Annotated in this window: 21 protein-coding genes and 5 pseudogenes; 12 read left to right on the forward strand and 14 right to left on the reverse strand. The window is 68.5% G+C overall.

What is annotated here, in order from left to right; all coding sequences use genetic code 11:
• Positions 1 to 151: 151 nt before the first annotated feature.
• From OH809_RS02840 to OH809_RS02850, 3 genes are all read left to right on the forward strand, one after another.
• Positions 152 to 610, forward strand: coding sequence for a RidA family protein (locus tag OH809_RS02840; protein WP_406425410.1), 459 nt, complete (start codon positions 152 to 154; stop codon positions 608 to 610).
• Positions 611 to 723: 113 nt separating this feature from the next.
• Positions 724 to 2,142 carry an amino acid permease gene (locus OH809_RS02845; RefSeq protein ID WP_406424328.1) on the forward strand — a complete coding sequence of 473 codons (1,419 nt, stop codon included), beginning with the start codon at positions 724 to 726 and terminating at the stop codon, positions 2,140 to 2,142.
• Positions 2,143 to 2,201: 59 nt separating this feature from the next.
• Positions 2,202 to 3,386, forward strand: a complete 1,185-nt coding sequence (locus OH809_RS02850) for an alanine racemase (RefSeq protein WP_406424326.1) — start codon at positions 2,202 to 2,204, stop codon at positions 3,384 to 3,386.
• Between the two features lie 555 nt (positions 3,387 to 3,941).
• Here OH809_RS02850 and OH809_RS02855 read toward each other — a convergent pair.
• The 7 genes and pseudogenes from OH809_RS02855 to OH809_RS02885 all read right to left on the reverse strand — a co-directional run.
• A pseudogene (locus tag OH809_RS02855) lies at positions 3,942 to 4,118 on the reverse strand (NAD(P)(+) transhydrogenase (Re/Si-specific) subunit alpha); the annotation flags it as partial.
• A gap of 281 nt (positions 4,119 to 4,399) precedes the next feature.
• Positions 4,400 to 5,905: a PucR family transcriptional regulator gene (locus OH809_RS02860; RefSeq protein WP_406424324.1), complete on the reverse strand. Its 1,506-nt coding sequence runs from the start codon at positions 5,903 to 5,905 to the stop codon at positions 4,400 to 4,402.
• 324 nt (positions 5,906 to 6,229) lie between these two features.
• Positions 6,230 to 7,219, reverse strand: a complete 990-nt coding sequence (gene speB / locus OH809_RS02865) for an agmatinase (protein ID WP_406424322.1) — start codon at positions 7,217 to 7,219, stop codon at positions 6,230 to 6,232.
• A 73-nt stretch (positions 7,220 to 7,292) separates the two neighbouring features.
• Entirely contained in the window at positions 7,293 to 8,738 is a 1,446-nt protein-coding gene (locus OH809_RS02870; protein WP_406424320.1) for a purine-cytosine permease family protein, read from the reverse strand.
• Entirely contained in the window at positions 8,735 to 10,261 is a 1,527-nt protein-coding gene (locus OH809_RS02875) for an aminobutyraldehyde dehydrogenase (RefSeq protein WP_406424318.1), read from the reverse strand. The genes OH809_RS02870 and OH809_RS02875 overlap by 4 nt, the downstream gene beginning before the upstream one ends.
• Before the next feature lie 116 nt (positions 10,262 to 10,377).
• Positions 10,378 to 10,770 (reverse strand): gluconate 2-dehydrogenase subunit 3 family protein, encoded by a 393-nt coding sequence (locus OH809_RS02880; RefSeq protein WP_406424316.1) that lies wholly within the window; start codon positions 10,768 to 10,770, stop codon positions 10,378 to 10,380.
• Positions 10,771 to 10,780: 10 nt separating this feature from the next.
• Positions 10,781 to 12,376 carry a GMC family oxidoreductase gene (locus OH809_RS02885; RefSeq protein WP_406424314.1) on the reverse strand — a complete coding sequence of 532 codons (1,596 nt, stop codon included), beginning with the start codon at positions 12,374 to 12,376 and terminating at the stop codon, positions 10,781 to 10,783.
• A gap of 558 nt (positions 12,377 to 12,934) precedes the next feature.
• On the opposite strand from OH809_RS02885, the gene OH809_RS02890 reads away from it, so the two are divergent.
• A complete protein-coding gene (locus tag OH809_RS02890; RefSeq protein WP_406424312.1) occupies positions 12,935 to 13,252 on the forward strand; it encodes a hypothetical protein in 318 nt (105 codons plus the stop codon).
• Between the two features lie 64 nt (positions 13,253 to 13,316).
• On the opposite strand, the gene OH809_RS02895 is transcribed toward OH809_RS02890, so the two are convergent.
• The 4 genes and pseudogenes from OH809_RS02895 to OH809_RS02910 all read right to left on the reverse strand — a co-directional run bounded on the left by OH809_RS02895 (position 13,317) and on the right by OH809_RS02910 (position 15,827).
• The gene (locus tag OH809_RS02895) at positions 13,317 to 13,544 is read right to left on the reverse strand and encodes an enoyl-CoA hydratase/isomerase family protein (protein WP_406424310.1); all 228 of its coding nucleotides are present in this window, start codon (positions 13,542 to 13,544) and stop codon (positions 13,317 to 13,319) included.
• Positions 13,438 to 14,347: pseudogene (locus tag OH809_RS02900) on the reverse strand (enoyl-CoA hydratase/isomerase family protein). Before OH809_RS02900 ends, OH809_RS02895 begins: the two are co-directional and overlap by 107 nt.
• A pseudogene (locus OH809_RS02905) lies at positions 14,302 to 14,448 on the reverse strand (DNA helicase); the annotation flags it as partial. The pseudogenes OH809_RS02900 and OH809_RS02905, both read right to left, overlap by 46 nt.
• Positions 14,449 to 14,846: 398 nt before the next feature.
• Positions 14,847 to 15,827 (reverse strand): D-cysteine desulfhydrase family protein, encoded by a 981-nt coding sequence (locus OH809_RS02910; protein ID WP_406424308.1) that lies wholly within the window; start codon positions 15,825 to 15,827, stop codon positions 14,847 to 14,849.
• A gap of 171 nt (positions 15,828 to 15,998) precedes the next feature.
• Here OH809_RS02910 and OH809_RS02915 point away from each other — a divergent pair, with 171 nt between their 5' ends.
• The 7 genes and pseudogenes from OH809_RS02915 to OH809_RS02945 all read left to right on the forward strand — a co-directional run bounded on the left by OH809_RS02915 (position 15,999) and on the right by OH809_RS02945 (position 20,965).
• Positions 15,999 to 18,215: a substrate-binding domain-containing protein gene (locus OH809_RS02915; RefSeq protein WP_406424306.1), complete on the forward strand. Its 2,217-nt coding sequence runs from the start codon at positions 15,999 to 16,001 to the stop codon at positions 18,213 to 18,215.
• 132 nt (positions 18,216 to 18,347) lie between these two features.
• Entirely contained in the window at positions 18,348 to 19,250 is a 903-nt protein-coding gene (locus OH809_RS02920) for a ribokinase (protein WP_406424304.1), read from the forward strand.
• Positions 19,251 to 19,452: 202 nt separating this feature from the next.
• The gene (locus tag OH809_RS02925) at positions 19,453 to 20,073 is read left to right on the forward strand and encodes a TetR/AcrR family transcriptional regulator (protein ID WP_406424302.1); all 621 of its coding nucleotides are present in this window, start codon (positions 19,453 to 19,455) and stop codon (positions 20,071 to 20,073) included.
• A gap of 44 nt (positions 20,074 to 20,117) precedes the next feature.
• Positions 20,118 to 20,264, forward strand: a complete 147-nt coding sequence (locus OH809_RS02930) for a hypothetical protein (protein WP_406424300.1) — start codon at positions 20,118 to 20,120, stop codon at positions 20,262 to 20,264.
• Between the two features lie 130 nt (positions 20,265 to 20,394).
• Positions 20,395 to 20,625, forward strand: a complete 231-nt coding sequence (locus OH809_RS02935; protein ID WP_406424298.1) for a TetR family transcriptional regulator — start codon at positions 20,395 to 20,397, stop codon at positions 20,623 to 20,625.
• A gap of 41 nt (positions 20,626 to 20,666) precedes the next feature.
• Positions 20,667 to 20,726, forward strand: a pseudogene (locus tag OH809_RS02940) (hypothetical protein); the annotation flags it as partial.
• Between the two features lie 14 nt (positions 20,727 to 20,740).
• On the forward strand, positions 20,741 to 20,965 hold the full coding sequence (locus OH809_RS02945; protein ID WP_406424296.1) for a TetR family transcriptional regulator C-terminal domain-containing protein: 225 nt from the start codon (positions 20,741 to 20,743) through the stop codon (positions 20,963 to 20,965).
• An 85-nt stretch (positions 20,966 to 21,050) separates the two neighbouring features.
• On the opposite strand, the gene OH809_RS02950 is transcribed toward OH809_RS02945, so the two are convergent.
• From OH809_RS02950 to OH809_RS02960, 3 genes and pseudogenes are all read right to left on the reverse strand, one after another.
• Positions 21,051 to 22,082, reverse strand: a complete 1,032-nt coding sequence (locus OH809_RS02950) for an NAD(P)H-dependent flavin oxidoreductase (RefSeq protein ID WP_406424294.1) — start codon at positions 22,080 to 22,082, stop codon at positions 21,051 to 21,053.
• 375 nt (positions 22,083 to 22,457) lie between these two features.
• Entirely contained in the window at positions 22,458 to 23,171 is a 714-nt protein-coding gene (locus OH809_RS02955) for an SDR family NAD(P)-dependent oxidoreductase (RefSeq protein ID WP_406424292.1), read from the reverse strand.
• A 122-nt stretch (positions 23,172 to 23,293) separates the two neighbouring features.
• Positions 23,294 to 23,937: pseudogene (locus tag OH809_RS02960) on the reverse strand (LysR family transcriptional regulator); the annotation flags it as partial.
• A gap of 426 nt (positions 23,938 to 24,363) precedes the next feature.
• On the opposite strand from OH809_RS02960, the gene OH809_RS02965 reads away from it, so the two are divergent.
• Positions 24,364 to 25,020, forward strand: coding sequence for a hypothetical protein (locus tag OH809_RS02965; RefSeq protein ID WP_406424290.1), 657 nt, complete (start codon positions 24,364 to 24,366; stop codon positions 25,018 to 25,020).
• The last annotated feature ends 4 nt before the right edge of the window (positions 25,021 to 25,024 follow it).

Here is a 25,024-nt window from a genome sequence, read left to right on the forward strand (position 1 = left end):
GGTGCGGCCGCACGATGCACGTCGTGGTGATGCGCAGCACGCTGGTGCACATCAACGCCCCACCCCGAAAGCAGGCAGTGTTTACATGTTCGCGACACCATCCACCACCGGTGCATCCGACGACGCGCGGTGCGCCGTCTCCGCATCGTCCATGTCGTCTTGGGCGGAAAGCCTTGCCGAGCTCGGGTTCGAACTGCCGTCGACGGCCACGCCGATCGGCGCCTATGTTCCGGCGGTGCGGACCGGTGATCTGGTCTACACCTCTGGCCAGTTGCCGTTGGTGCGGGGATCGATCGAACGACCGGGAAAGGTCGGCCGCGAGGTTTCGGTGACGGACGCGTCGAGGGCAGCGGAAATCTGCACTCTGAATGCACTTGCTGCGATCGATGCCCTCGTCGGCCTCGACTCGGTCGTGCGGGTCGTGAAGGTGACCGGGTTCGTCGCTTCCGCCGACGACTTCGCCGGCCAGCCCGACGTCGTCAACGGCGCCTCGAATCTGCTCGCGAGCGTTTTCGGCGATGCCGGTACACACGCACGCTCGGCTGTCGGCGTCGCCGAACTGCCACTGAACGCCCCCGTCGAAGTCGAACTCATCGTCGAGGTTGCCTGACCCCCGACACCCGGCCGGACCCGACCGAGCGACGCCCGGCACGGTCTGCCACGACTGTCCTCGCCGACCCAGAACACCTATAACCAAACACTGACCTCGAACAAGGACACATCATGACAGTCGACAGCTCCCCCGAAGGGGCGAACGAGGACGGCCTCGCGCAAGGACTCAACAAACGACACATCCGCATGATCGCGATCGGTGGCGCTATCGGAGTCGGGCTCTTCCTCGGATCCGGGAAAGGCATCTCCTACGCCGGGCCGGCCGTGATCGGCGTCTACGCGGTCACCGGCGTGTTCATCTTCATCATCATGCGTGCCCTCGGCGAGCTGCTGATGTACCGGCCCGTCGCGGGGAGCTTCGCCGAGTATGCGCGCGAGTTCTTGGGCCCTGCATACGGTTTCGTCACCGGCTGGGGTTACTGGATCACCTGGACCATCATCGGGATGGCCGAGCTCACCGCAGCCGGGGTCTTCGTCAAGTTCTGGTTCCCGTCGATGCCGCAATACCTCACGGCACTGATCGCGCTGCTCGCACTCGTCGGATTGAACCTGGCCAAGGTCGGATTCTTCGGGGAGGCCGAATTCTGGTTCGCATCGATCAAGGTCGTCACCATCCTTGCCCTCATCGGTGGCGGCATCTTCGCACTGGTCTTCAACGTCGGCCAAGCCGGCCAGGCAGGCGGGATCGAGAACCTCTGGAATCACGGAGGCATCGCCCCGCACGGGCTGCTCGCGGTCCTTCTGGCCTTCCAGATCGTGGTCTTCTCCTACCAGGGCGTCGAACTCATCGGCATGACCGCAGCCGAGACCAAGGACCGGGAGTCCGTGATACCGAAGGCGATCAACTCCGTGCCCTGGCGTATCGGGATCTTCTACGTCGGCACCCTGATCGTGCTGATGTCACTGTTCCCTTGGGATCAGTTCAGCGCGGACGAGAGCCCCTTCGTCAAGAGCTTCTCGCACATTGGTCTTCCCGCGGCCGCCGGCGTCATGAACTTCGTCGTCCTCGCCTCCGCTCTGTCGGCGTGCAGCGCCGGGCTGTACAGCAACGGACGCCTGCTCAAGAAGCTCGCCGAGGACGGGCTCGCACCCAAGGTGTTCGAGAAGACCAGCCGTGGTCACGTGCCTGCGGCCGCCATCATCGCCTCCGGCACTCTGATGCTCGTCGGCGTCGCGGTCAACGCGATCGTCCCGGAGAAGGCGTTCTCGTACATCTCGTCGGTCGCCACCCTCGGAGGAATCTGGAGCTGGGGTGTCATCGTCGTCTGCCACCTCGTCTACCGGCGTCGCGTCGAACGCGGTGAGGCACCCGCGAGTACGTTCCGGCTCCCTTACGCCAAGGCCCTGTGCTGGGCCACCCTCGCCTTCCTCGCAGCTCTGACGATTCTCCTCGCGTTCGACAAGGGCCAGCGCATCGCCTTGTACGCCCTGCCGGTCTGGGCAGCGGTTCTCATCGGCGGCTACCGGATGTCGTCGCGAAACGCCGCCCGCAAGGAGCACGTCCCGGCCCGGGCACCGAGCGCGCTGTGAGCCCTGAGTCCATCCACTTGCGCTGACGCCCTGCCGAGCAGCCACCTGAAGGAACAGCCGTGATTCCCGCCGCATACCCCCAACTGCGTCTCGACGCCGCCGCCCTCGATCACAACATCCGCGTCATGGCCGACTGGTGCAAGACCCATGACGTCGCGCTTGCTCCCCACGTCAAGACTACGATGTCCGCTCCCATCATCGAACGACAGATCGCGGCCGGCGCCGCCGGCGTCACCGTTGCCACCGTCGACCAGGTCGCGACCGTGCTCGGCTGGGGACACAACACCGTCCTCATCGCGAACCAGATCGTCGATCCATTCGGACTGGCGCGACTTCGGGCCTGGCTCGCCGCCGAGCCGGAACGGAAGATCCGGTGCTTCGTCGACTCCGCGGCCGGGATCGCCGCAGCAAAACAGGTGTTCGGCGCGCACGGCCCCGCTCTCGAGGTGCTTTTGGACATCGGCACCCCGGGTGGCCGCACCGGTATCCGCGACCCGGAGCAGGCCCGCCGCACAGCGGAGCTCGTCCGAGCGACTCCCGGACTCCGGCTCGTGGGAGTCGCCGGGTACGAAGGCGTCGCCCCGAACACAAGGACCGACGAAACGCTTGCGGCCGTGGACGAACACTGCCGCCGGGTCCGCGACGTCTACCTCGACGTCGCCGAACTCTTCGAGACCGACCGCCCCGTGTACTCGATGGGCGGATCGGCCTTTCCTGACCGTGTCGTCGACTTCCTCCCGACGGACGACGACGTTCCGGGCACAATCCGGTTGCTCAGGTCCGGTTGCTATGTCACGCACGATCACGGCGTCTACGCACGTGTGAGCCCGATTCCCGGCCTCGTCCCAGCCCTGGCCGTGCGCGCGGTCGTCGTGTCCGCCGCCGAGGACGGCACCGCCGTGGTCGGAGCCGGGAAGCGCGACCTTCCCTACGACACCGAGACGCCGATCCTTCTGTCCGCCAGCACGGCGGCCGGACAGGACAAGTCCGATGTCCGCGGACGTGTGCGCGCGCTGTACGACCACCACACCGTGCTCTCCGACGCATGGAATCTTGAGGTGACGGATGTCGTCGAGTTCGGGATCTCGCACCCGTGCTCGGCATTTGACCGGTGGCCCGAGTACCTCATCACCAACGACCACGGTGATGTGATCGACGTCTGGCGCACCGACTTCCGCCGATCGTCGATCGCCACAGCGCTCAGCGAGTCGGCGAGAAGAACAGAGGCAGCTCATGCGCGGTGATCAGCTGCCTGAACCGGATACACGGTCCGCTCGATCGAAGTCCGCGCGCATCGCCACCAGTTGTCCCCGACGCTCCCCTCCGGCACCGGGGGCGTACCCACCTCGCCTGGAGATTGCTTAGGCAGCAGGTGGCGGATGACGGAGACAGGGCAGGGAAGGGACCGCTGTTATCCACCCCACGGCCCAGCCCGCACACCGCCGGCCCCGTCCGCCTCTCTGCCTCATCGCATCGGCATCCACCCCGGCGTCGCGGTCCGGCAGGCCGTCTTCGCTGATGCGCTCGGTGGTGACGAAGCCGGGGTGGATCGTGGTGAACCGGATGCCCGGGAGATGAGTGAAGACGGCCGCTTGGGACTTCGTCTCCGCCCATGCCGAGATGTTCGGCATCAAGTGGATAGGGCTTCGGCGGGTGCCTTCCGGCCAAGGGTCTTGCGGGGTCGGCTGTTGAGTGCAGCAGCGACCGCCGATGTCGTCCCGCGGCGGCGCGCACGTCGTACACCTTGACGACCGCGCCCAGACACTTCGCGGTCGCCGTCGTCTGTAGGCGGCGACACCGGCACCGAGCACGAGCACCTCGGCGGGCGGGATCGTGCCGGCGGCCGTCATGTTCATCGGGAAGAAGCGTCGGAGCATTTCGGCCGCGACGATTGCGCAGCGGTAGCCGGACACCACGGCCTGCGAGGCCAGCGCGTCCATGGACTGCGCACGGGAGACGCGGGGCTCCAGCTCCATCGCAAACGCCGTCACACCGCAGTCACGGAAGTCCTTTACCAGCTCCGGCTGCTGGCTGGTCGGCAGGATATCGTGGACGTCCCAACAACCAGTCGCCGCATGGTGGGCAGACTGTCTGGTGCGGTCATCGTGCTGATCTCCTTCGGGTCTTCAACATCTCGAAGATCAGCCGGTGGCCGTTCTTGCCTCCGGACACTCACTCCGACGCCGGGGCGAACGCCCGGATCAGGTGGGAGCCCGTACACCACTTCTCAGGACACATCCCCTATGAGTGCTTTCGGCTAAGCGGCACTCGGCAGCATCGAACGAGCTTGCAGGGCAAGCCATAGCTCGGCGATGTCCCGCGTGCGGTCGAGGTCGAGGCCGGTGATGTCTTCGACCTTGCGGATGCGATAGAGCACTGTCTGCCGATGCACGTGCAAGGCGTCCGCCGTCTTCTGCCAGGAGCGCTGATTGTCGAAGAAGCTCTCGAGAGTGGGCAGGAGCTCGCCTCGGTGGCTGGACTCGTACTCCAGGAGCCGCCCGAGCACTCGGTCGACGAGTGCGATCGCGTCTTCGATGCTGGCAACGCCGAGGAACGGCGTTGCCTCCCCGTAGCGGAAGGTATGTGTCTCGACACGCTCGGCTGACCGGCTCGCCCAGCGTGCTTCCCGTGCCGCCTCGGGGATGCGATCCACGGTCTTGATCGCGGCGCTCACTCCCACCGATGCGGAGGGACCGACGTTTGAACGGACGACGCGCAGCACCCTCTCCTCGTCTGGCGCCAGTAGGTAGAGAGCACCAGAGCGGTGCACGACCAGATGCGGAACCCCATTGCGCCACAAGCCGACATGCAACTGACACAGCCGGGCGCTGTCGTCGGAGGATACGGCGTACAGGATCGCGGAGGTCGGGTCGATCCCGGCCTCGAGGAGCTGGCTGTGTCCGCCCCTGGGCTCGGCACCGCCGTCCATGAGCCGGGCCAGGAACTCGGCACCCTGGCGGCGGCAGTGCTCCAAGTCCACCAGCGATTGGGACATCTCGAGGGCAATCACGGTCGCAGCGTGCTGCATGAGGATGGCATCGAGCACGTTCCGCCCGTCAGACACCAGGACGAGCACGGCACCGGTCTGGGTGGGAATGTCTGCCAGACGCAGCTCCCGGCCGTCACTCAGACGCGTGACGAACGCGCCGGCGCTGACCTGTCGGGATCCGGGTTCGGCCTGCGATAGGGCCTTGCGAAGTCTCGCGTCGGGTTCAGGGCTGTCGGGAAACCACGGTTCGGCGGACTCGCGATGGCACACGTGCAGCTCACAGCCCAGCTGCTGCGACAATGCGGTGGTCAGCTGGGACGGCTTACGCTTTTCGGTGACCGAGCGTTGCAGGGCGTGATATATCCGCTCGGTTCGAATCAGCCGGTCCGACTGCTGCGGCAGGTTGGCCGCCGCCACCTCGCGCGAAATCGCGACGAACGGCATTGGGTACTCCACCGAGAGCACCGGGAGGGCGAGCGAATCGCTGGCACTGGTGAACCGCGCGGTGAGCGGCGGGCAGTACATTTGTTCGCCGATCGCGAGAGCACTGGCACCGGCGTCCACAAGCCGTCTCACAAGCTCCTCCTGCTCGCGAGCCGCCTTCGGAAAGGACATGCCGTTGGTCATCAGCAGCTCTCCGCCGGTCAGCCACTGCCACGGCTCAGGCAGGTCGCAGGTGTGCGTCCAGCTGACCTCCCGTTGCAGCCCGTCTCGGCCAGACAAAAGGCGAAGCCGCAGGTGCGGCATCTCCAGCAGTTCCGCAACATAAATCATCTAATCACCATAGTGAATAGTCCACGCAGCGGTCGATATCACCTATTCGTGCAGAAGTGGCAGGCGCGGTCAGCGCTCGGTCACGTTCACTGACCGGCCTGCCACGGGCCGTCTCCTGGGTGGAACACGGTGGCCATAAGAGCTAAAACCACCCTGGAACAGTAAGACGGGTGATCCTCAGTGTGAGCCGGGAAGCACACTGAGCAGTGGATCGACAATGAGGGAGCAAGCGGTCACAGAAGGTGGAAGTCCTTCGGAAGGCAACGTGCGACCCATACGGCTAGCGGTCGCCCGACCAACGCTCCCAGCACTGCGCAGCCAGCGTCAGGCCGTGGCGGCAGCCGGGCGGTCAGGAGTGCGTATATCGGTCTTGCTCATCAGGGTGATGAGGTCGAAGGCCACCGTGGCGGCCGCAACACAGGTGATCTCGGCGTGGTCGTACGCCGGTGCGGTCTCGACGACGTCGGCCCCGATGAGGTTGAGACCGTCGAGCCGACGAAGCAAATGCAGCAGCTCACGGCTGGTGAACCCGCCCATCTCCGGCGTACCCGTGCCCGGCGCGAACGCGGGGTCGAGCACGTCGATGTCGATCGAGAGGTAGACCGGGGCGTCACCGACCCGCTGCCGCACGACATCGACGGCTCCGTCGATGCCCAGGACGTCGAGGTCCCCGGCCCGGATGACCCTGAAGCCGAACGACGCGTCGTCGACGAGGTCGAGCTGGTCGTAGATGGGACCGCGGATGCCGACGTGGATCGACTTGTCCTCGACGAGCAGGCCCTCCTCGAACGCGCGGCGGAACACGGTGCCGTGGGTGATCGGAGCCTTGAAGTAGGTGTCCCACGTGTCGAGGTGGGCGTCGAAGTGGATCAGAGCGATCGGGCCGTGCTTGTCCCGTGCCGCGCGCAGCATCGGCAGCGCGACGGTGTGGTCACCGCCGAGCGTCACCAGGCGCCGGTCACGCTGGCCGACGACCTCGCGGGCATACCGCTCGATCTGGCCCATCGCCTCGTCGATGGAGTACGGCGTGCACGGCACGTCACCGGCGTCTACGACTTGGACCGCCTCCAACGGCGCCGTATCGAGCTCGACGTGGAACCGCGGCCGCAGGTGTCGGGACGCTTGCCGGATGCCCATCGGCCCGAACCGGGCGCCCGGCCGGTACGACGTACCGCCGTCGAACGGGACGCCGAGCACCGCGATGTCGTAGTCGGGCACGGCGTCGATGGAAGGGATCCGGGCGAAGGTGCCGAGGCCGGCGAAGCGCGGGACCACGGTGGCTTCGAGGGCACCGATCGGCTTGTGGTCGCTCATGGGGTGACTCCGATCAAGATTGGGGACAAGCTGCGACGGGGAGCCGGGCCAGGTGCCCGGCGCACCGGTGTGCTCAGGCTCCGGTCTCGCCCTGGACGAGCGCCGGAACTTCCTCGACAGCCACGGCCGTCCGCAGCCGGGCCACAGCCTTCACCGTGAAGTAGTACAACGGCGAGACGACGAGCAGGCCGGCGATGAAGGAGATGTCGGTGTGGCCGAGCGCCTTGGCGATCGGGCCGGTGTAGGCGGTCCCGATGATCATGAACGGGATCTGCACAGCGACACCGATCAGGTAGCAGAGCACCGCGGGCCAGTTCACCCGGCCGTAGCGACCGCCGTCGCGCTTGAAGAAGTCCTCGACGGCGTAGTCACCGTGGCGCACCAGGTAGAAGTCGACCAGGTTGACCGCGGTCCACGGGACCAGGGAGCCGAGCAGCAGGGTGAGGAAGTTGTTGTAAGTGGCGACGAAGTCGCTCCCGGAGGTGAGGGCTACGGCGAGCGCGATCGTGCACAGTCCGGTCGCGACCACCGCACGCTCGCGGCTGCGAGCCGTGAAGCGCGGCAGGAAAGTCTGCGCGATCGTGATCGTGCACAGGGTGCCGCAGTACAGGTTCATCGCGTTCGTCGCGGCGACCCCGATGCTGAACACGGCCACGACCAGCAGGCTGATCCCGGCGGTTGCCTTGGTCAAGGCAGCGATGGGGTCCGCGCCGGGCAGGAGCAGCCCGATGCCCGCGCCCAGGAACATGGGCAGGATCGAGCCGATGCTGGTGCCCCAGTAGCTCATCCAGAACGCCGGCCTGGAGCCGGTCTTGGCCGGCATATAACGGGAGTAGTCCGAGACGTACGGTGCGTAGGCGATCTGCCAGACCGCGGCCACCGACACAGTGCTCACGAACCCGGACAGGGTGGCCTCACCGGTGCCGAAGAAGGTGTGCGGCACCGGGTGGACGACGAACGCCCAGACGAACGCCAGTAGCAGGACGGCACCCGAGGCGTAGGTCATGATCCGGGCATAGGCGTGGATCAGCCTGTAGCCCCAGATAGTGGCCGCGATGCTGGCCGCCGCGAGCAGCACGATGCCGGCCTTGCTGCTCAGGTGCGGAATCACCGACGCCAGCGACTGTCCTCCGAAGACCAGGATCGAGATGAAGAACCCGAGGTACATGACCACCACGATCAGGACGATCAGCAGCGCACCCCAGGAGCCGAACTGCCCCTTGGTTTGGACCATCTGTGGGACCCCGAGCCGCGGACCCTGGGCGGAGTGCAGCGCCATGAAGATCGCACCGAAGAGGTTCCCGACGACGATCCCCAGCGCGGCCGACCAGGCTGGTTGGCCGAACAGCGTGGTGGCAAGACCTCCGGTGACAATGGACAGGATCATGATGTTCGTGCCGAACCAGATCGTGAACATGTCCCGGTTCGTGCCATGCCGCTGGTCGAGCGGGACCGGCTGGATCGTTGCCGACTCGATGCTGGAGGCGGACTCGCGCCGCCCAGCCAGTTGCCCACTCATGCCTGCTCCGTCTCGTCAGCGCATCGAGCCCGGTTGAACATGACGTGCTTGGTACGCGAGTAGTCATCGAGCGCATACGCCGACAGGTCGCGCCCGTAGCCGGAGGACTTGAACCCGCCCCACGGCATTTCGGTGGCGAATGCGAGGTGGTCGTTGACCCACACGGTGCCGAAGTCCAGCCGCCCGGGCAGATCGGCGGCGCGACGGGCGTCCTCGGTCCAGACCGAGGCAGACAGCCCGTAGGCGGTGCGATTGGCTGCCTCGACCGCGGCATCCTCATCGGTGAAGGTCTCCACCGTGACCACGGGCCCGAAGATCTCCTCACGAGTGGACTCGGCATCGTCCGGGAGGTCCACCAGCACCGTCGGAAGCACGTAGTAGCCGTCGCCTTCCGGGGCCCTCCCGCCCGTCGCCGCCCGCGCTCCTTCCGCGAAGGCACGGTCGAGAAAGCCGAGCACGCTGTCGCGGTGGGTCTTCGAGACAAGCGGCCCCATCTCGATGTGGTCCCCGGCCGCCGGGTCGCCTACGACCAGCGACTCCACCCGGGGCACGAGACGCTTCAGCAGCTCGTCGTGGACGGACTGCTCCACGAGGATCCGGCAGGCCGCGCCGCAGTCCTGGCCCGAGTTGCCGAAGCCGGCGAACCGGACGCCTTCGGCGACCGCGTCCAGGTCGGCGTCCGCGAACACAATGACCGGTGCCTTACCGCCGAGCTCGAGGTGCACGCGCTTGAGCGTGGTTGCGGCCGCGCTGGCCACCGCCTGTCCGCTCCGCACGCTGCCCGTCACCGACACCAGCGCAATATCCGGGTGAGTCGCGAGCGCCTCGCCGACCACCGATCCGGCACCAGTGACGACGTTGAGCACCCCTTCGGGAAACACCTCGGCGAGAAGCTCGGCCATGCGCAGGGCGGTCAGCGGTGTCTGATCCGACGGCTTCAATACGCACGTGTTCCCGACCGCCAGGATCGGCGCGATCTTCCATGCCGCCGTGAGCAGGGGGTAGTTCCACGGCGTGATTGCGGCCACTACCCCGACCGGCTCCCGCACGATCATCGACGTGCGGCCGGTGACGTACTCTCCGGCGCTCAGACTCAGCTGCGTCCGGACCGCACCAGCCATGAACTGCAGCGTGTCGATCGTCCCGGCGACATCGTCGCGGGCCAGCGGCATCGGCTTGCCGGTGTTGACCGACTCCAGGTGCGCCAGCTCCTCGGCGTTGGCTTCCAGCACTGCCGCGGCCCTGAGCAGCACGTCGGCGCGGTCCTTCGGCGTCCGCTGCCGCCAGCCGGGCAACGCCGCCTTGGCGGCGGCCACCGCCTTGTCGACATCGGCCGGCGTGCCGCACAGGGCCTGTGCAATCGGCTGTCCCGTCGCGGGGTTGAACACCGGTTGCGTCTCCGTCCCGGTGCCCTCCCAGCTGGCACCGTTGACGAAGTGCGTCAACACCGCGGTCTCCGCACCGACCGGCGCCAGGTCGCCTCCCAGGTGAGCCACGGGGATCTGCTTTTGCGCCTCGATCATCTTGCAATCCTTCGTTCGTGTTCCCGGGTTCACGACCGGTCCGCCCACCTCGGGTGCACCGGTCCAACTGCTCAGAAGCGCGCCGACCTGGTTGTGCAGATGCTCAGGCCGCGAGCTCAACGGATCGCGAAGCCGCGATCGACGACGGTGGCCAACATGTCGATGTAGGAGTCGACGTCGTCGAGGGCCGTGCGCGGCGGGGGGTCGTAGGCGAGCGCGGCCTTCGTCTGGTGGCTCAGGAAATAGGCGCCGGCGGTCAGCACAGTGAGGGCCTGGAACTGCTCGGGCTGCTGCACGGAGAGCGCGTCCAGAGCAGCTTCCGGGTCCTTGCCCTTGCACCAGGCAACCGCCTCGGCGAACGGTTCGGCCAGGTCCGGTCGGTAGCCGAGCACCTGGTCGAGCAGCGCATCCGGCACACCTGCGGCGGTGGCCGAGGGCATCGGATCGGACGCGGGAATCAGTACGTCGGCGAGTGCGGCGAAGCTACGCCGCTGGTCGGGATCGAGCATCACGGGGTCCTCAGTCGGTGGCGGGCTGGTTGTGGCGGTTGTCGGCGAGGTGGCGCATCGACCGCAGCGCGACCGCCATGATGGTCGCGGTCGGGTTGACGCCGGTCGAGGTGACGAACACGCTCCCGTCGATGATGAAAAGGTTCGGCACGTCGTGCGCGCGGCCGTACTCGTCGACGACGGAGGTGGCGGGATCGGTACCCATGCGCGTGGTGCCCAGGAGGTGCCAGCCGCTTTCCCGAACGACGGGGATGGGGAGCACCGAAGTCGCGCCCGCGGCCAGGTGGGCCTCGGCCGCCCGGTCGACGTGGAACTTGAGCATGCGTTCGGTGTTCTCGCTGATGGTGTAGCGAATCCTGGGCACCGGGATGCCGTCGGAGTCTGTGGCGTCCGGGTCGAGCACGACCTCGTTGTGGTCCTCAGGCAGGTCCTCGGTGGTGATCCCCCACTCGGTGTACCGGCCGAAGGTTGTGCGCAACCCGGTGTGGAAGGCGGGCCCGAAGGCGTCGCGCCAGTCCTGGCCCGGCTCCCACAAGGTGTGGGTGAGTGGGCCGCCGGTCGGCATCAGGTTCCATTTCGCCCCGCGCACGAACCCGCGGCTGGTGTCGGTCTCGTAGAACTGCATCGACTGCAGTGCCTGCCCGGTCGGGCCGAGCCAGGTCTCGAGCTCGTCCTCGTAGGTCCCGTACACCGAGGCGTAGGGATGCACCATGAGCCGCTTGCCGACCAGGCCCGAGGAGTTCGCCAGACCGTCGGGGAACTGCGCAGAGGCCGAGTTGAGCAACAGTCGCGGGGTGCCTATCCCGTTGGCGGCCAGCACGGTCACGCCTGCGGCTTGGTGGCGCACGACTCCCGCGCGGTCGACGTACTCGGTGCCGGTCACCAGACCCCGGTTGTCGACCGTGAGCTGTCGCACCCGGGCCCCGGTCACCAACACAGCACCGGCGGCGATCGCGTCGCGCCAGTGCGTGAAGTCGGTGCTCGCCTTCGCTCCGGTCGGACATCCCGACTCGCAGGCGCCGTACCGCAGGCACGCGGGCCGGTTCTTGAACTTACGCGACGCGATGGCGTTCGGGGCGGGCCACCAGTGCCAGCCGAGCTTGTCCATGCCCTTCGCCGCGGCGAGGCCGTACTTGCCGATCGGCATCGGCGGCAGCGGGAAAGTGTGCGGGTCCGGGTAAGCCGGGTCGCCGTCGAGTCCGGACGCGCCGATGTGGTGGGTGACCTCGTCGTAGAACGGCCGCAGGTCCTCGTAGGTGAACGGCCAGTCATCCGCGACCCCGTCGAGGGTCCGGACCCGGAAGTCGGAGGGCAGTGCCCGGACCCAATGTCCGGAGAACAGGATAGTGCTGCCACCCACGCCGTTGAACATCAACGGCTCGATCGGGCTCTCCTTGGTGTCGACCGGGTAGTCGCTCTTCCGCCCGCGCACATTCGGACTGGGGTGCCACTGCTTGAGGCGGGTCAGCTCCCACTCGGGCTTGCCGCCGGTGAAGTCATCGGGAAGGGCCCAGTCGCCCTGCTCCAGGCAGACCACACGAAACCCACGGCTGGCCAACTCCAGTGCCGCCACCCCACCGGAGGCGCCGGCACCTACGATGAGCACATCCGCATCCCCGTGATCATGCTGCGTGTTCACCTGTAGCTCTCCCGCTCGCTCAGTCCGCTGCGGGCACGTACGCACCCACATCGGTGGACTTTTCCGGTCCGGTCGACTCTCAGGTGCCTGCCGGACCAGGGGATCGAATGACCCTCACCCAGAATGATTCGGCCCGCCCCCGACGACACCAGGTTCATCCGCCACAAGTGAGACGGTTCGAATTGAGCAAATGCACAACCTGCCACATCCGAGACGTTGCCCCGCAATGGGGCTCCCGGCCTCCGTGCCCGGTATGACCGAGGTCCCCAGTCGATCACGATCGAAAGGGTGCTTTCGCCGGGCATCGGAGGCATCGGCATGCCGCTGATCAGGGCACGAGCGCCGATCCCGAGTGAGGGTGAGGCAGGCTCTTCATCACGTGGATGCCGGCAGGCAGGCGGGGACAGCCCGAGGACCAGGAGTGCCAACCATGGCATCGGCATCGTCCCCGAGGTGGCGCAGCGCCGCACCCAGCACCCCGCCTCCGTTTCATTCCGCTCACCGGGGCGCCGCCCAGCCCGGTCAGTGAGTGGCGACAACGCCTCGATCCGTACAGTCGCGGAAATCTCCCACCGCGTACCGAACATCGGCACAGCCGTTCTGAACGCCGGGGCGGCACGCGTGCCCGCGAAATTCGAGGGTCGGCCCCTTTCCCTGGACAGCTGCCGGGCCGCCGCGGCGGCAGCCGTCCTGGACGCGGGCATCGTGATTCCGGCCCACTACGACGGCTGGACCCACTTCGCCGAAGGGCTGACGGACATCGAGCTGGCGTTCAGCGAAGCGGGCCTGTCCTCCCTCCTGCGGATCTCGCCGCACGGAGACTGGGTGGCCCTGCGCCCCTGAGCAGTTACGCAACTCGGCCGTGTGAACTTGCCGTTCATACGGCCGAGTTGTCGACTTTGCTTGGTCAATACCCGTATTGCCATGCGGGAGTGCGGTCCTTGTCGACCAAGGCCGCTCGTACTCCCTCCAGGAAGTCGGGGGTACGAATGGTCGACCGCGCGAGCCGGAGATCGGCATCGAGGCACTCACACAATGTGCGCTGCCTGCCGGCCGCCCCGCCAGCAGGGCGTGGGTGATGCGCAGGCTCTGCGGCGAGACGGCGTCGAGAGTGTCCCGCGTGGCCGCTGCCCACGGGCTGTCGAGGCAGTGCAGCCGTTCCCTGATCCCGGCGAGGCTAACGGCACCGAACGCCCAGTCAAGCTCTCTCGCACCTTCTCCAACTGACTGTCCCCCACCGGGGATTGCTGGCCGAGGCGCTCCAGAACGGTATCCACCGGGGTGCCGACGTCATCAGCCAGGGCGTCCGCGACCGCGTCGAGCCGGTTCGCCGGGATGAAGTGCGTGGCCAGCCCGGTGTACAGCGCGTCGGCTGCGTCGAGCCGGTGGCCGGTCAGCCCCAGGTACATACCGATCGCGCCCGGCAGCCGCGGCAGGAAGTGGCCGGCGCCGACGTCGGGAAAGAACCCGATGGCCGTCTCGGGCATCGCCAGCACCGCGTTCTCGGTGACGACGCGGAAGCTTCCGCGCACGGCCAGACCGAGGCCGTCGCCCAGGCAGACGCCGTCGACGAGGGACACGAACGGGACGGGGAACTCGGCGATCCGGGCGTTGAGCCGGTACTCGGTGGCGAAGAACCTCTCGCATGCCTCGGCGTACCCGGCGAGGCTGTGCTCCCGGATCGCCCGGATGTCCCCCGGCGTAGAACGCCTTCGGGCTCGTACTCGCCAGCACCACGGCGGTGAGCGGCATCCGCTCCCAGTCGGCCAGCACCCAGTCGATGGCGGTGACCATGGACGTGGTCAGGGCATTGAGGGACTGCGGGCGGCTGAGGAGGATCCTGCCGACGCCCTGGTGGACGTCGGCAAGAACCTCGTTCGCCGCCGGTGGGTCAGCGAGATGAGGCGGGTGATACCGAGGGCCTGGCCGGTTCTCCATGCGGGCTGGCGGGGGCTGTTGAGGCGGCAGGCATAGCGATGGCCGAGGGCGACGTAGGCCGTGGCGTGGGCGGTCTTGCACCGCACCGTGCTCGGGAAGCGCCAGTCTCCGAAACGTCAGGCTGCCCACCACCTCGACAAGCTCCGCAAGCTCGGCTAGCAGGTCACCGCCGCCCCTCCCGCAGCACGACGATCAACCCCGGGAGAGTTTTCACCTCAGAGTCCTACACCGTCCGCGTACATCGCGCCGTCTGCGGTATCAGACCTTCACGGGGTGGGTTCCAGCTCGTCGCCGCCGAGCGGGCGTCAGAAGTGTTGAACAGAGGCTTCACCGGCGGCGGAGACGTCATCGTGTGGTCGGCAGCCAGCCGACCTGACCGGCGCACACATCGGTCCGCCGAGTCGGTGCTCCCGTGCGGGTGGGCCGGCCGGGACGCCGCCGGATCAGGAACGGCTCAGCGGCGCTCGCAGCGGCAAGGAGGTTGGCCGCGAGCGCCCGCTCAAACGGGCTTGTAGGACTGCAATGTTGTGACAGATCGGTGCACGGCCTCGGTATGTCCGAACAGACCCGGAAGCCCACCGGTGTGGAGGAACACGGTGCATCGGCCCCTGCGGATGTCGCCGTCCCGGATGGCGGCGATCAATCCGGCCATGGCGCGCCCGCTGTAGATGGGGTCCAAGACGATGCCCTCAGTGGCTGCGGCGGTCTTCATCGCTTCCAGGACGGGTTCGTTGAGTGCCCCGTAGCCCCCGCCGACCTGGTCTGTGCGGATGCGCAGGGAGTCGGGATTGATGCTGCGGTGGGTGAGTGCGTTTGCGAGATCGGCTACGGTGACGGCCGGATCTGCCACCGCCCCGCAGTGGATGCCGAGGACACGCTCCTCCCCGAGTGTACCGATCAGACCGGCCATGGTGCCCCCGGAGCCGACTGCCACGACAACGTGTTCCACGTCGGGCAGTTGGGCGCGAAGTTCCTCGCCGCCTTCTACGTATCCCTGTGCTCCGAGGGGACTTGAGCCTCCGAAGGGAATCAGATAGGGCCGTGCTCCGTCGCGGCTCAACTGCCGGCAAACATCTGCGGCGACGTCGGCCATGCTGCCGGGATCACTGTCTCCCGCCCAGAAGACCCTCGCTCCGAGGAGACTGTCGAGAACAAGGTTGCCAGAGCCGTTCGCCACGCTGTCAGGTGTTCCCGGAAAGACGAGCACGACGTCAAGTCCCAGGCGGGCACCCGCGGCTGCGGTGAGACGGGCGTGGTTGCTCTGTGTGGCACCGGTGGTGACCAGGGTGTCTGCGCCTGCTGCCAGTGCGGCACCGACGGTCCATTCCAGTTTGCGGGCCTTGTTGCCGCCTCCTCCGAGGCCTATCAGGTCGTCCCGCTTGATCCAAAGGTCGTCCTCGCGCAGGCCCAGGGCCGCTGCGAGGCGAGGCATCGGCTCCATCGGTGTGGGCCACGTCGCCAGGGCGATCTTGTCACTCATGAAATCTCCATCCGGAGTGGCGAGGGCGAGCTGCGCGGCTCCAGCATCCGGCATACCCCGACGAGGGCGCTCTACGAGAAGGTGTTCGGCACGTGCCTCGGGTCGGCACCGTGCTACGACACAGCCTGACAGACCGGTGAGGAACCACTCTCTCCGGCGTGGAGCAGCACGGTGCCTACTGCGCTCGGCCGTCAGTGGCCGGCGCACCCGCGTGCTGGCAGCCGTCAAGGCGCTGGGCTACCGCCCGAACGTCGTCGCGCGGTCGCTGCGCACCGACCAGACCCGCGCCCTCGGCCTGGTCATCAGCGACGTACTGAACCCGTACTTCACGCACCTGGCCCGCTCCGTCGAGGAGGAGGCCCGCGCCCTCGGCTACAGCGTGATCATCGGCAACGCCGACGAGCGGCCCGACCTCCAGGACCACCATGTGCGGACCCTGCTGGACCGGCGGATCGACGGCCTGCTCGTCTCGCCGACCGACGGCGGGTCGCCGCTCATGCTGGACGCCGCGAAGGCCGGCACGCCCATGGTCTCGTCCTCGTCGTCGCGATGTCGGCGCTGTCCGGCGACTTCCTGACGACCGACAACCTGCTCAACATCGGCGTCCAGGCGGCCGTGACCGCCATCCTCGCCTTCGGCGTCACCTTCGTGATCGTCTCGGCGGGCATCGACCTGTCGGTGGGTTCGGTCGCCGCACTGTCGGCCACCGTGCTCGCCTGGAGCGCCACGTCGGCCGGGGTTCCGGTCGCAATAGCGGTGCTCCTCGCGATCGCGACCGGCCTCGCCGCCGGACTCGTCAACGGCATCCTGATCTCGTACGGGAAGCTGCCCCCGTTCATCGCGACGCTCGCCATGCTGTCGGTGGGCCGCGGTCTGTCGCTGGTCATCTCGCAGGGCTCCCCGATCGCGTTCCCGAACTCGGTCTCGCACCTCGGTGACACGCTCGGCGGCTGGCTGCCCGTGCCGGTGCTGGTCATGGTCGTCATGGGCCTGATCACCGCGTTCGTGCTGGGCCGTACGTACATCGGCCGCTCCATGTACGCCATCGGCGGCAACGAGGAGGCGGCCCGGCTCTCCGGTCTGCGCGTGAAGAAGCAGAAGCTCGCCATCTACGCGCTCTCCGGGCTGTTCGCCGCCGCCGCGGGCGTCGTGCTCGCCGCGCGCCTCTCGTCGGCGCAGCCGCAGGCCGCCAATGGCTACGAGCTGGACGCGATCGCCGCGGTCGTCATCGGCGGCGCCTCCCTCGCGGGCGGTACCGGCAAGGCGTCGGGCACGCTGATCGGCGCGCTGATCCTGGCGGTGCTGCGCAACGGTCTCAACCTGCTTTCGGTGTCGGCGTTCTGGCAGCAGGTCGTCATCGGCGCCGTGATCGCCCTGGCGGTCCTGCTGGACACCGTGCGGCGCAAGGCGGGGGCCACGCCGGTGGCGGCCGGTACGACGTCTCCGGGCGGCAAAGGCAAGCAGGCGATGACGTACGTGCTGGCCGCCGTGGTCGCGGCGGCCGTGGTCGGCGCGATGTCCTTCCTGCACGGCGGCTCGTCCTCCACGACGCCGAAGGTCGGCCTGTCCCTCTCGACGCTCAACGACCCGTTCTTCGTGCAGACCAAGACGGGCGCCCAGGCCGAGGCGAAGAAGTTCGGCGTCGACCTGACCGTCACCGACGCGCAGAACGACGCCTCGCAGCAGGCCAACCAGCTGCAGAACTTCACCAGCTCGGGCCTCGGTTCGATCATCGTCAACCCGGTGGACTCGGACGCCGCGGGCCCCGCGGTGCGGGGCGCGAACAAGGCCGGCATCCCCGTCGTGGGCGTCGACCGCGCCGTCAACAAGGCGAAGACGGCCGCGCTGGTCGCCTCCGACAACGTCGAGGGCGGCAAGCTGGGCGCCAAGGCGCTGGCCGAGAAGCTGGGCGGCAAGGGCAAGATCGTGATCCTGCAGGGCCTGGCCGGCACGTCCGCGAGCCGTGAGCGCGGCGCGGGCTTCGAGGAAGGCCTGAAGGCCTACCCCGGCATCCAGGTCGTCGCCAAGCAGCCCGCCGACTTCGACCGCGCCAAGGGGCTCGACGTGATGACGAACCTGTTCCAGGCCCACCCGGACATCCAGGGCGTCTTCGCCGAGAACGACGAGATGGCGCTCGGCGCGATCAAGGCGCTCGGCTCCAAGGCCGGCAGGTCCGTCCAGGTCGTCGGCTTCGACGGCGAGCCCGACGGCCTGGCCGCGGTCAAGGCGGGAACGCTGTACGCGTCGGTGGCGCAGCAGCCGAGCCAGCTGGGCCGGATCGCGGTCGACAACGCGCTGCGGGCCGCCCAGGGCAAGAAGGTCGAGGAGACCGTGATGGTTCCGGTGAAGGTGGTCACGCAGGAGAACGTGGCGGGGTTCACCGGCTGACCACCGCGCCCCTCCGGTCGCCTCGACCGCGGGCCGCGCACGGTGCGGCTCGTTCACCGCGGCGCGGTCCGCGGTCGTGGCACCGGCTTTCACCGCTATAGGGATCTGTGGGGATCCGTTGGGAGACAGTTCATGTACGACTACGACCTCCTGGTCGTGGGATCGGCCAACGCCGACCTGGTGATCGGCGTCGAGCGACGGCCCGCGGCCGGGGAGACCGTGCTCGGCTCCGACCTCGTCGTCCATCCGGGCGGCAAGGGCGCGAACCAGGCGGTGGCCGCCGCACGGCTCGGCGCCCGTACGGCGCTGCTGGCCCAGGTCGGCGACGACGCGCACGGCCGGCTGCTGCTCCAGTCGCAGCGCGAGGCCGGCGTGGACACCGTGGGCGTGCTGGTCGGCGGGGCGCCCACGGGGGTCGCGCTGATCACGGTGGACCCGTCGGGGGACAACAGCATCGTGGTCTCGCCGGGTGCGAACGCCCGCCTCACACGAGAGGACGTACGCGCCGCCGCCAGCCTCCTGCACGCCTCCCGCATCGTCTCGGCGCAGTTGGAGATCCCGCTGGAGACGGTCGTGGAGGTCGTACGGAACCTGCCGTCCGGCACCCGTTTCGTACTGAACCCGTCGCCGCCCCGGCCGCTGCCCGCCGAGGTGCTGGCGGCGTGCGACCCGCTGATCGTGAACGAGCACGAGGCACGGGTCATCACGGGCGCCGCCCTGGACGGCTCGCCCGAGGACTGGGCCGCCGCGCTGCTGGCGCTCGGCCCGCGGTCGGTCGTGGTGACGCTCGGCTCAGAGGGCGCGCTGGTGGCGACCGCCGAGTCCATGACCCGTGTCCCGTCCGTGAAGGTGGACGCGGTGGACACCACCGGCGCGGGCGACGCGTTCACGGCGGCGCTGGCATGGCGGCTGGGCACGGGCTCGTCGCTGCCGGACGCGGCGGCGTACGCGGCGCGGGTGGGCGCGGCGGCGGTCACGCGCCCCGGCGCGCAGGAGTCGTACCCCACCGCCGAGGAGGTCGAGGCGAGTCTTTGAGTGGTTCTGTCGCCGCCTGATGGTGTGGGTGCGGGCGGTACGTCGTGCATCGGATTGCTCATCGGGTTACCTCTTGTCCATGCGTAAGGGATAGCGAGGCGGCACCTGGCTCAATGATCGCCTCATGTCACCAGGTCGACTCAAAACGTCACTAGGTGACCGGTCTAGTATAATTTAGTCGAGCGGTCGTATACTTGGCAACATGGGACGGACGAGTGACGCCAGAGAGAAAATCATCACCGCCGCGCAGTCACTGATCGAACTGCGCGGTTACTCAGCGCTGGGTGTGGCCGAGATCTGCAAGTCGGCTGGTGTGCCCAAGGGCAGCTTCTACTACTTCTTCGAGTCCAAGGAGGCCCTGGCGCTCACGGTCCTCGACGAGCACTGGGCCGGCGAGCGGCGCGACTGGAGCCGCATCCTCGACAGCGATGCGGAACCCCTGCAGCGGCTGCGGCAACTGTTCGAGGAGAACGAGGCCGCTCAGCGCGACGGCCAGAAGACCTGCGGCACCATCTCGGGGTGCTTGTTCGGCAACCTCACCCTGGAGCTGAGCAATCAGACCGAATCGATCCGCCGCCGCCTGCAGGAGATCTTCGATGCCCAGGTGGGCATGGTCGAGGCGGTCGTCGCCGAAGCCCTTCGGCGGGGAGAGGTCGACGTCGCCGACCCCCGGGAAGCGGCCCAGGGCATCGTGGCGCAGCTCGAGGGCCAGGTACTGTTCGCGAAGCTCTACAACAACCTGTCCCCGCTCGGCGCCCTCTGGGCGAACTGCCTCGCCCTGCTGCGTGTTCGCGCGCCACAGGAGGCAGCGGCCGGCGCGTGATGCCGGCCGCGGGGTGTGGCAGGTGGCTCCGCCGGCTCTGCTGTGTGCCCAGCGGCAGCGGTCCCGCGGTGGAGCGCTCCCGGACCAGCCTGTCCGGCCACGCCGACGCGGAAGGCCCGCTGTCCGGCGCCTTCAACCTCGGCGTGGCCGGACATGTCGATCCTTTGCTCGGGAGATCCTCGCCCCAGTGACCGGTCGCCTTGAATGTGGCCAAGGCCCATCCCGTGCAAGGCGTGTGATGGTCAAGCATCAGGCGGGCTCGGCAGGAGATCGGCGCCATGACGAGACGATCGCCCATATTGCCGCTTGGAGGCGCTGACAGTGGCCAGAGCCAGCCTGCGTGAGAACCTCATCACGGCAGCCGTGGAGCAATTCCACATTCACGGCTATGCGGCAGCCGGCGTGAAGGACATCACCGATGCCGCCGGAGCTCCCAAGGGGTCCTTCTACAACCACTTCGAGAGCAAGGAAGCCCTGGCTGTCGGGCCCTGGAGCGCTACGGCGCCGGCCGTCGGCTGGAGACCCTGCGCGACAACTCGGTTGCGCCGCTGACCCGGCTGCGCCTGCACTGCGAGTTCCTGCGCGACGAGAACATCGACACCGAGTTCAACCGAGGCTGCCTGGTGGGGGATCTCGCCGTCGAGGTCGCCGACCACAGCGAGGCAGTGTGCGAGTCGGTGCGACGGAGCCTGGAAACCTGGGCCGATGCCCTGCCTCCACCATCGCCGAGGCCCAGCAGGCGGGCGATGTGTCGAAGACCCTGGAAGCAACCACCTTGGCGCGCTTCGTGCTGAGCGCCTGGGAAGGGGCGCTGATTGCTGCCCGGGCCGACCGCTCGCCCCGGGCGTTCGAGGTCTTCTTCACCGTCGTCTTCGGTCAGATCCTGCGCTGAGGAACCGCCCGGGAGCGCGTCCTCCGGGTCGTCCCGCGGGGCGTTTCCCGGCACGGTGTCGTGGTCGGAGCTGGGGGCGCCGTGGTCAGAGCCGGGAGGCCAGCCGCCGCAGGATCCGAGCAGCGGGCTCGGCGGTGGCGTGGCGGTGCCCGGTACCGGCCCACAGGTTGATCCGCTCCGGATCGCCGGCCGCCGCGGCAGCCCTGCGCATCGGGCTGGTCAGATGGTGCAGCGCCGGATAGCCGGTGGGGGCGAGATCGGTGTACTGGTCGGTGAAGTCGTTGGCCAGGGCCCTTGCGGGCCGGCCCGTGAACGCCCTCGTCACCACCGTCCGGTGGCGTGCCGGGTCGGCAAGCGCGGCCGTGTGGGGAAGCGACGTGCCGGCCTCGTCCGCACGCAGCAGCACGGTGCCGACCATGACCGCCGTGGCCCCGGCGCGCAGGGCCCCGGCCACGTCGGCGGGGGTGGCCAGCCCGCCTGCGGCGACGAGCGGCAGCGACACCTCCTGGCGCACCTGGGCCAGCAGGTCGGGCAGCGGGATGGCGGCGGGGATGCGCTGCGGGGTGAGCGTGCCGGAGTGCCCTCCGGCGGCCGAGGCCTGCACGGCCAGTACGTCGGCGCCGGCCTCCGCCGCCAGGCGGGCCTCCTCGGGTGAGGTGACGGTCTGGACGACCAGGGTTCCAGCGGCACGCAGCGAGGCGATGACGGCTGCGTCGGGGACCCCGAAGGTGAAGCTGACGACCGGTACCGGGTCGGACAGCAGCAGGTCGATCTTCTCCGACCAGTGGTCGTCGTCCTCGACGATGCCGGCAGCCTGGACGTCGACGTCGTGGGTCTGGGCCTCGGGGGCGATCGCGCGGGCGTAGCGGCGGAAGGCTTCCGGATCGACCGGCAGCGGGTTGGGCGCGAAGAGGTTGACTCCGAAGGAGACGCCGTCCGAGCGGACCCTGGCGATCTGCTCGGCCAGCACATCTGCCGTCCTGTAGCCGCCGGCGAGGAATCCCAGGCCGTTCGCCCGCGCCGCCGCGGTGACCAGTGCGGGAGTGCTGGGCCCGCCGGCCATGGGGGCGGCCAGGATCGGAGCGTCCACCCCGAGAGCGGTCAGCGGCGAAGCCATGGAGTTTCTTCTTCCTGTGAGGTGGGGAGGCCGCCTCGTCGGGTCACTGACCGAATGCGGACGGACGCTGATCGGGTCGTCTTCGGCGCCGAACGGGCCGAAGACTGCGGAGCTTCCAGCGGAGATTCCGAAAAGCAGGACGCCTCGCGCCCCGGCCATCGCTTGCTGGGGCGCGCCTCGTCGGCCGCGGCGCGACAGGCCGTATCCGCCCGCTGGTGACGGGGCCGCGCGGCCGGAGCGTGGGTGGTGCCCCGGGCGCGGACCGTGCGAGCCGGATCCGGACCGTCCGCAGCACCGGCATACCGGTGCTGCGGAGGCTCCGGGACGGGCGCTGCCGTATGGATCGTCGGGCGGGCGGCAGATGCGCCTGACGGCTCAGCGGCCGGCGGTCTGGCCGCCGTCGACGGGGAGGATGACGCCGGTGACGAACGGGGCGTTCTCAAGGTAGACCACCGCGTCGACGATGTCGCTCACCTCACCCATCCGGCCGACCGGGTGCAGGTCGGCGAGGAACTCGTGGTGCTCCTCGGGGTGCATCGGGGTCTTGATGGTGCCCAGGGCGACGGCGTTGCTGCGGATGCCGCGGGTGGCGTACTCGATGGCCAGGGCCTTGGTCGCCGACTGCAGGCCGCCCTTGGTCAGCGAGGCGAGCACGGAGGTTACCTTCGAGTCGGGCTGGTCGCCCAGGCTGCTCGTGATCTGCACGATGTGACCGCCGCCCTGTTCGAGCATGCGCTCGACCGCGAGCTGGGTGATCCGGAAGAAGCCGTCCACGTTCACGCCGAGCACGGCGTCGTAGTCGTCCTCGGTGTATTCGGTGAAGGGCTTGGCGACGAAGATCCCGGCGTTGTTGACCAGCGTGTCGACCCGGCCGAACCGCTCGACTGCCGCGGCGATGACACGCTCCGCGGTGGCACGGTCGGCGATGTCGCCCTGGACGGTAAGGATGTCTGCATCCTCCGACTCGGCGATGCTGCGGGAGGTGGCGACGACGGCGTAGCCCAGCTTGCGGTAGGCGGTGACGAGCGCGCCTCCGATGCCCTGCGATGCGCCGGTGATGACTGCGACCTTCTGATCCTGCGTGCTCACGATGACCTTTTCGACGGGAGGGTTTTGCTGACCGATCACTAGCCGAACGGTCGTCTATCGCAGAATAGACGACCGGTCGACGGGTGTCAAAGGGTGTAAACAGAGATCCGGCAGGACCGCGCTCAGGGCCGGGGCCCGCTGAGGCCCCTACCGCGTTTGTACGGGTCGCCGTCGGGCAGCCAGGCGTCCGACGCATGGATTCCGAAGTCACCGACGCCCTCGGTGAGGGCGTCGACCGCGGCGAGAACGGAGGCGCGGGCTGCGCTGCGGCACCAGACCAGCGATCAGGTCCTGTAGATCGCAGGTCCGATCAGCGGGCGCTGGACGAGTCCGGGCGGCAGCGGGGTGGTCTGGCCCTTGGGCGAGTTGACGATCGGACGGCTGCTGCGGCGGACGTGATCGAAGAAAGCGGGGCCCGTGATGCCGCCGTCGGAGTGTGCTGCGCGCGTGCCCCGGTGTTGTGGGCGAGTTGTTCGGCGTAGCGATTCCACGATTGCCATGACGTGGTGTCGTCGTCGAGGAGGACGGAGCTGTCCCGGGCGCGCACCGCGCTGGTGTCGTCGCCGGCGGCCACGGCGTAGAGCCGGTCGGCACCGACGAGCCGGGCGTTCAGGCCGCGTTGTTCCAGGTCCTGAGTTCGCACCCAGCACACGGCCAGGTCCAGGCTGCCGTCGGCGACCCGGGCGGCCTGCGTGTGGGAGGGGGCGATCCACGTGTCGATGTGCAGCCGTGCCGCATCGGAGGCGCGGGCGCTTGGCACAGCCGGTTTCTGTTCCAGTCACTCCCCGGACTGGATCGCGTCCATGGCCAGGATGGCGGTGTCCGCCTCGTCCGCGATCTATGCTTCCCGCCGTGGAACGCGAGGGTGTAGGTGTTTCACTCCGTCCGGCCAGTACGCCGTCCGTCCGTTTCCCTGGGCTCCAGTCTCAGCCTGCTGGGGTCATCGGCTCGACCGCCGGGTGCGAAAGGCTGGTGCTGAGAGGTCGTCATGTACGGTTCCTTCCGTCCGTGTTGGGGTTCCCCAACACTCCGCGCAAGCGGTTCAGCTCATCTCGCCTGGCTGATTCTATGGCCGGACTTCGCCCTGGCCGGCGGGTCGACCGCGTGAGCGGGCATCTCTACGGACACGTACGGACAGGCGGGTGGTGATGGGGAGTTGACCCAGGTGGAGCTGTGGTGGAGGCGTCCTCCCGTGCCCGGGTCACGGCGCTCTCAGCGGCAACGCGCGGTCTCAGAACTGCGGGCACAGGGCCGGTACGGGCCCACCTTCTGGGAGGTGCTGCCCGGCTTCGTCGGCCTCGGCCTGGCCATCGGCCTGCCGGTGGGCTTCCTCTCCTGGATGTACGCGGAACTCGGCGTCGTCGGCCTGGTGCTGGGCATCGCCGTGCTCGCGGCCGCCGCTGTGCTCCTCGTCCGCTGGCGCCGCGCGGCCGCCCGCCGGCGCGGTGGGCTCTACACCCCGGCCGAACTCGCGGGGCTCGATGACCACGGCCTGGCGGCGGCCGCCGAACGGATGCTGCTCCGGGACGGCTGGCACGTCATCGCCATGCCGGTCGCAAGGCGGCCGCGCCTGTACGCACGCGACCGCGGCGGCCGCCGGCTCGACGTGCGGTTCCGCCCGGCGGACGAGGCAGCGGACGAGGACGTGCCGACCGGTCCCGCTCCGCTGCGCGAGGCGGGCCGCCCCGGGGTCGATGACCTGATCCGGGTCGTGGTCAGCAAAGGCGCGTACAGCCGCGCCGATGTGCTGTGGGCCTCCCGCCAAGGCGGCGTCCACCTCCTCGGCGGCCACCAGCTGCAGAAGTGGGCCGCCGGGGAGTCCCTGGACGACCTGGGCCTGCCCGACTGAAAGC

It is taken from the genome of Streptomyces sp. NBC_00873 (genome assembly GCF_045207415.1).
Taxonomy (GTDB): Bacteria; Actinomycetota; Actinomycetes; order Streptomycetales; family Streptomycetaceae; genus Streptomyces.

Coding starts and splice junctions, on each gene's coding strand:
- OH809_RS02845 (WP_406424328.1), top strand. CDS start 724: ATGACAGTCGACAGCTCCCCCGAAGGGGCGAACGAGGACGGCCTCGCG.
- OH809_RS02910 (WP_406424308.1), bottom strand. CDS start 15,827: ATGAGTGACAAGATCGCCCTGGCGACGTGGCCCACACCGATGGAGCCG.
- OH809_RS02925 (WP_406424302.1), top strand. CDS start 19,453: ATGGGACGGACGAGTGACGCCAGAGAGAAAATCATCACCGCCGCGCAG.
- OH809_RS02870 (WP_406424320.1), bottom strand. CDS start 8,738: ATGAGTGGGCAACTGGCTGGGCGGCGCGAGTCCGCCTCCAGCATCGAG.
- OH809_RS02950 (WP_406424294.1), bottom strand. CDS start 22,082: ATGGCTTCGCCGCTGACCGCTCTCGGGGTGGACGCTCCGATCCTGGCC.
- OH809_RS02860 (WP_406424324.1), bottom strand. CDS start 5,905: ATGATTTATGTTGCGGAACTGCTGGAGATGCCGCACCTGCGGCTTCGC.
- OH809_RS02840 (WP_406425410.1), top strand. CDS start 152: ATGTCGTCTTGGGCGGAAAGCCTTGCCGAGCTCGGGTTCGAACTGCCG.
- speB (WP_406424322.1), bottom strand. CDS start 7,219: ATGAGCGACCACAAGCCGATCGGTGCCCTCGAAGCCACCGTGGTCCCG.
- OH809_RS02920 (WP_406424304.1), top strand. CDS start 18,348: ATGTACGACTACGACCTCCTGGTCGTGGGATCGGCCAACGCCGACCTG.
- OH809_RS02875 (WP_406424318.1), bottom strand. CDS start 10,261: ATGATCGAGGCGCAAAAGCAGATCCCCGTGGCTCACCTGGGAGGCGAC.
- OH809_RS02880 (WP_406424316.1), bottom strand. CDS start 10,770: ATGCTCGATCCCGACCAGCGGCGTAGCTTCGCCGCACTCGCCGACGTA.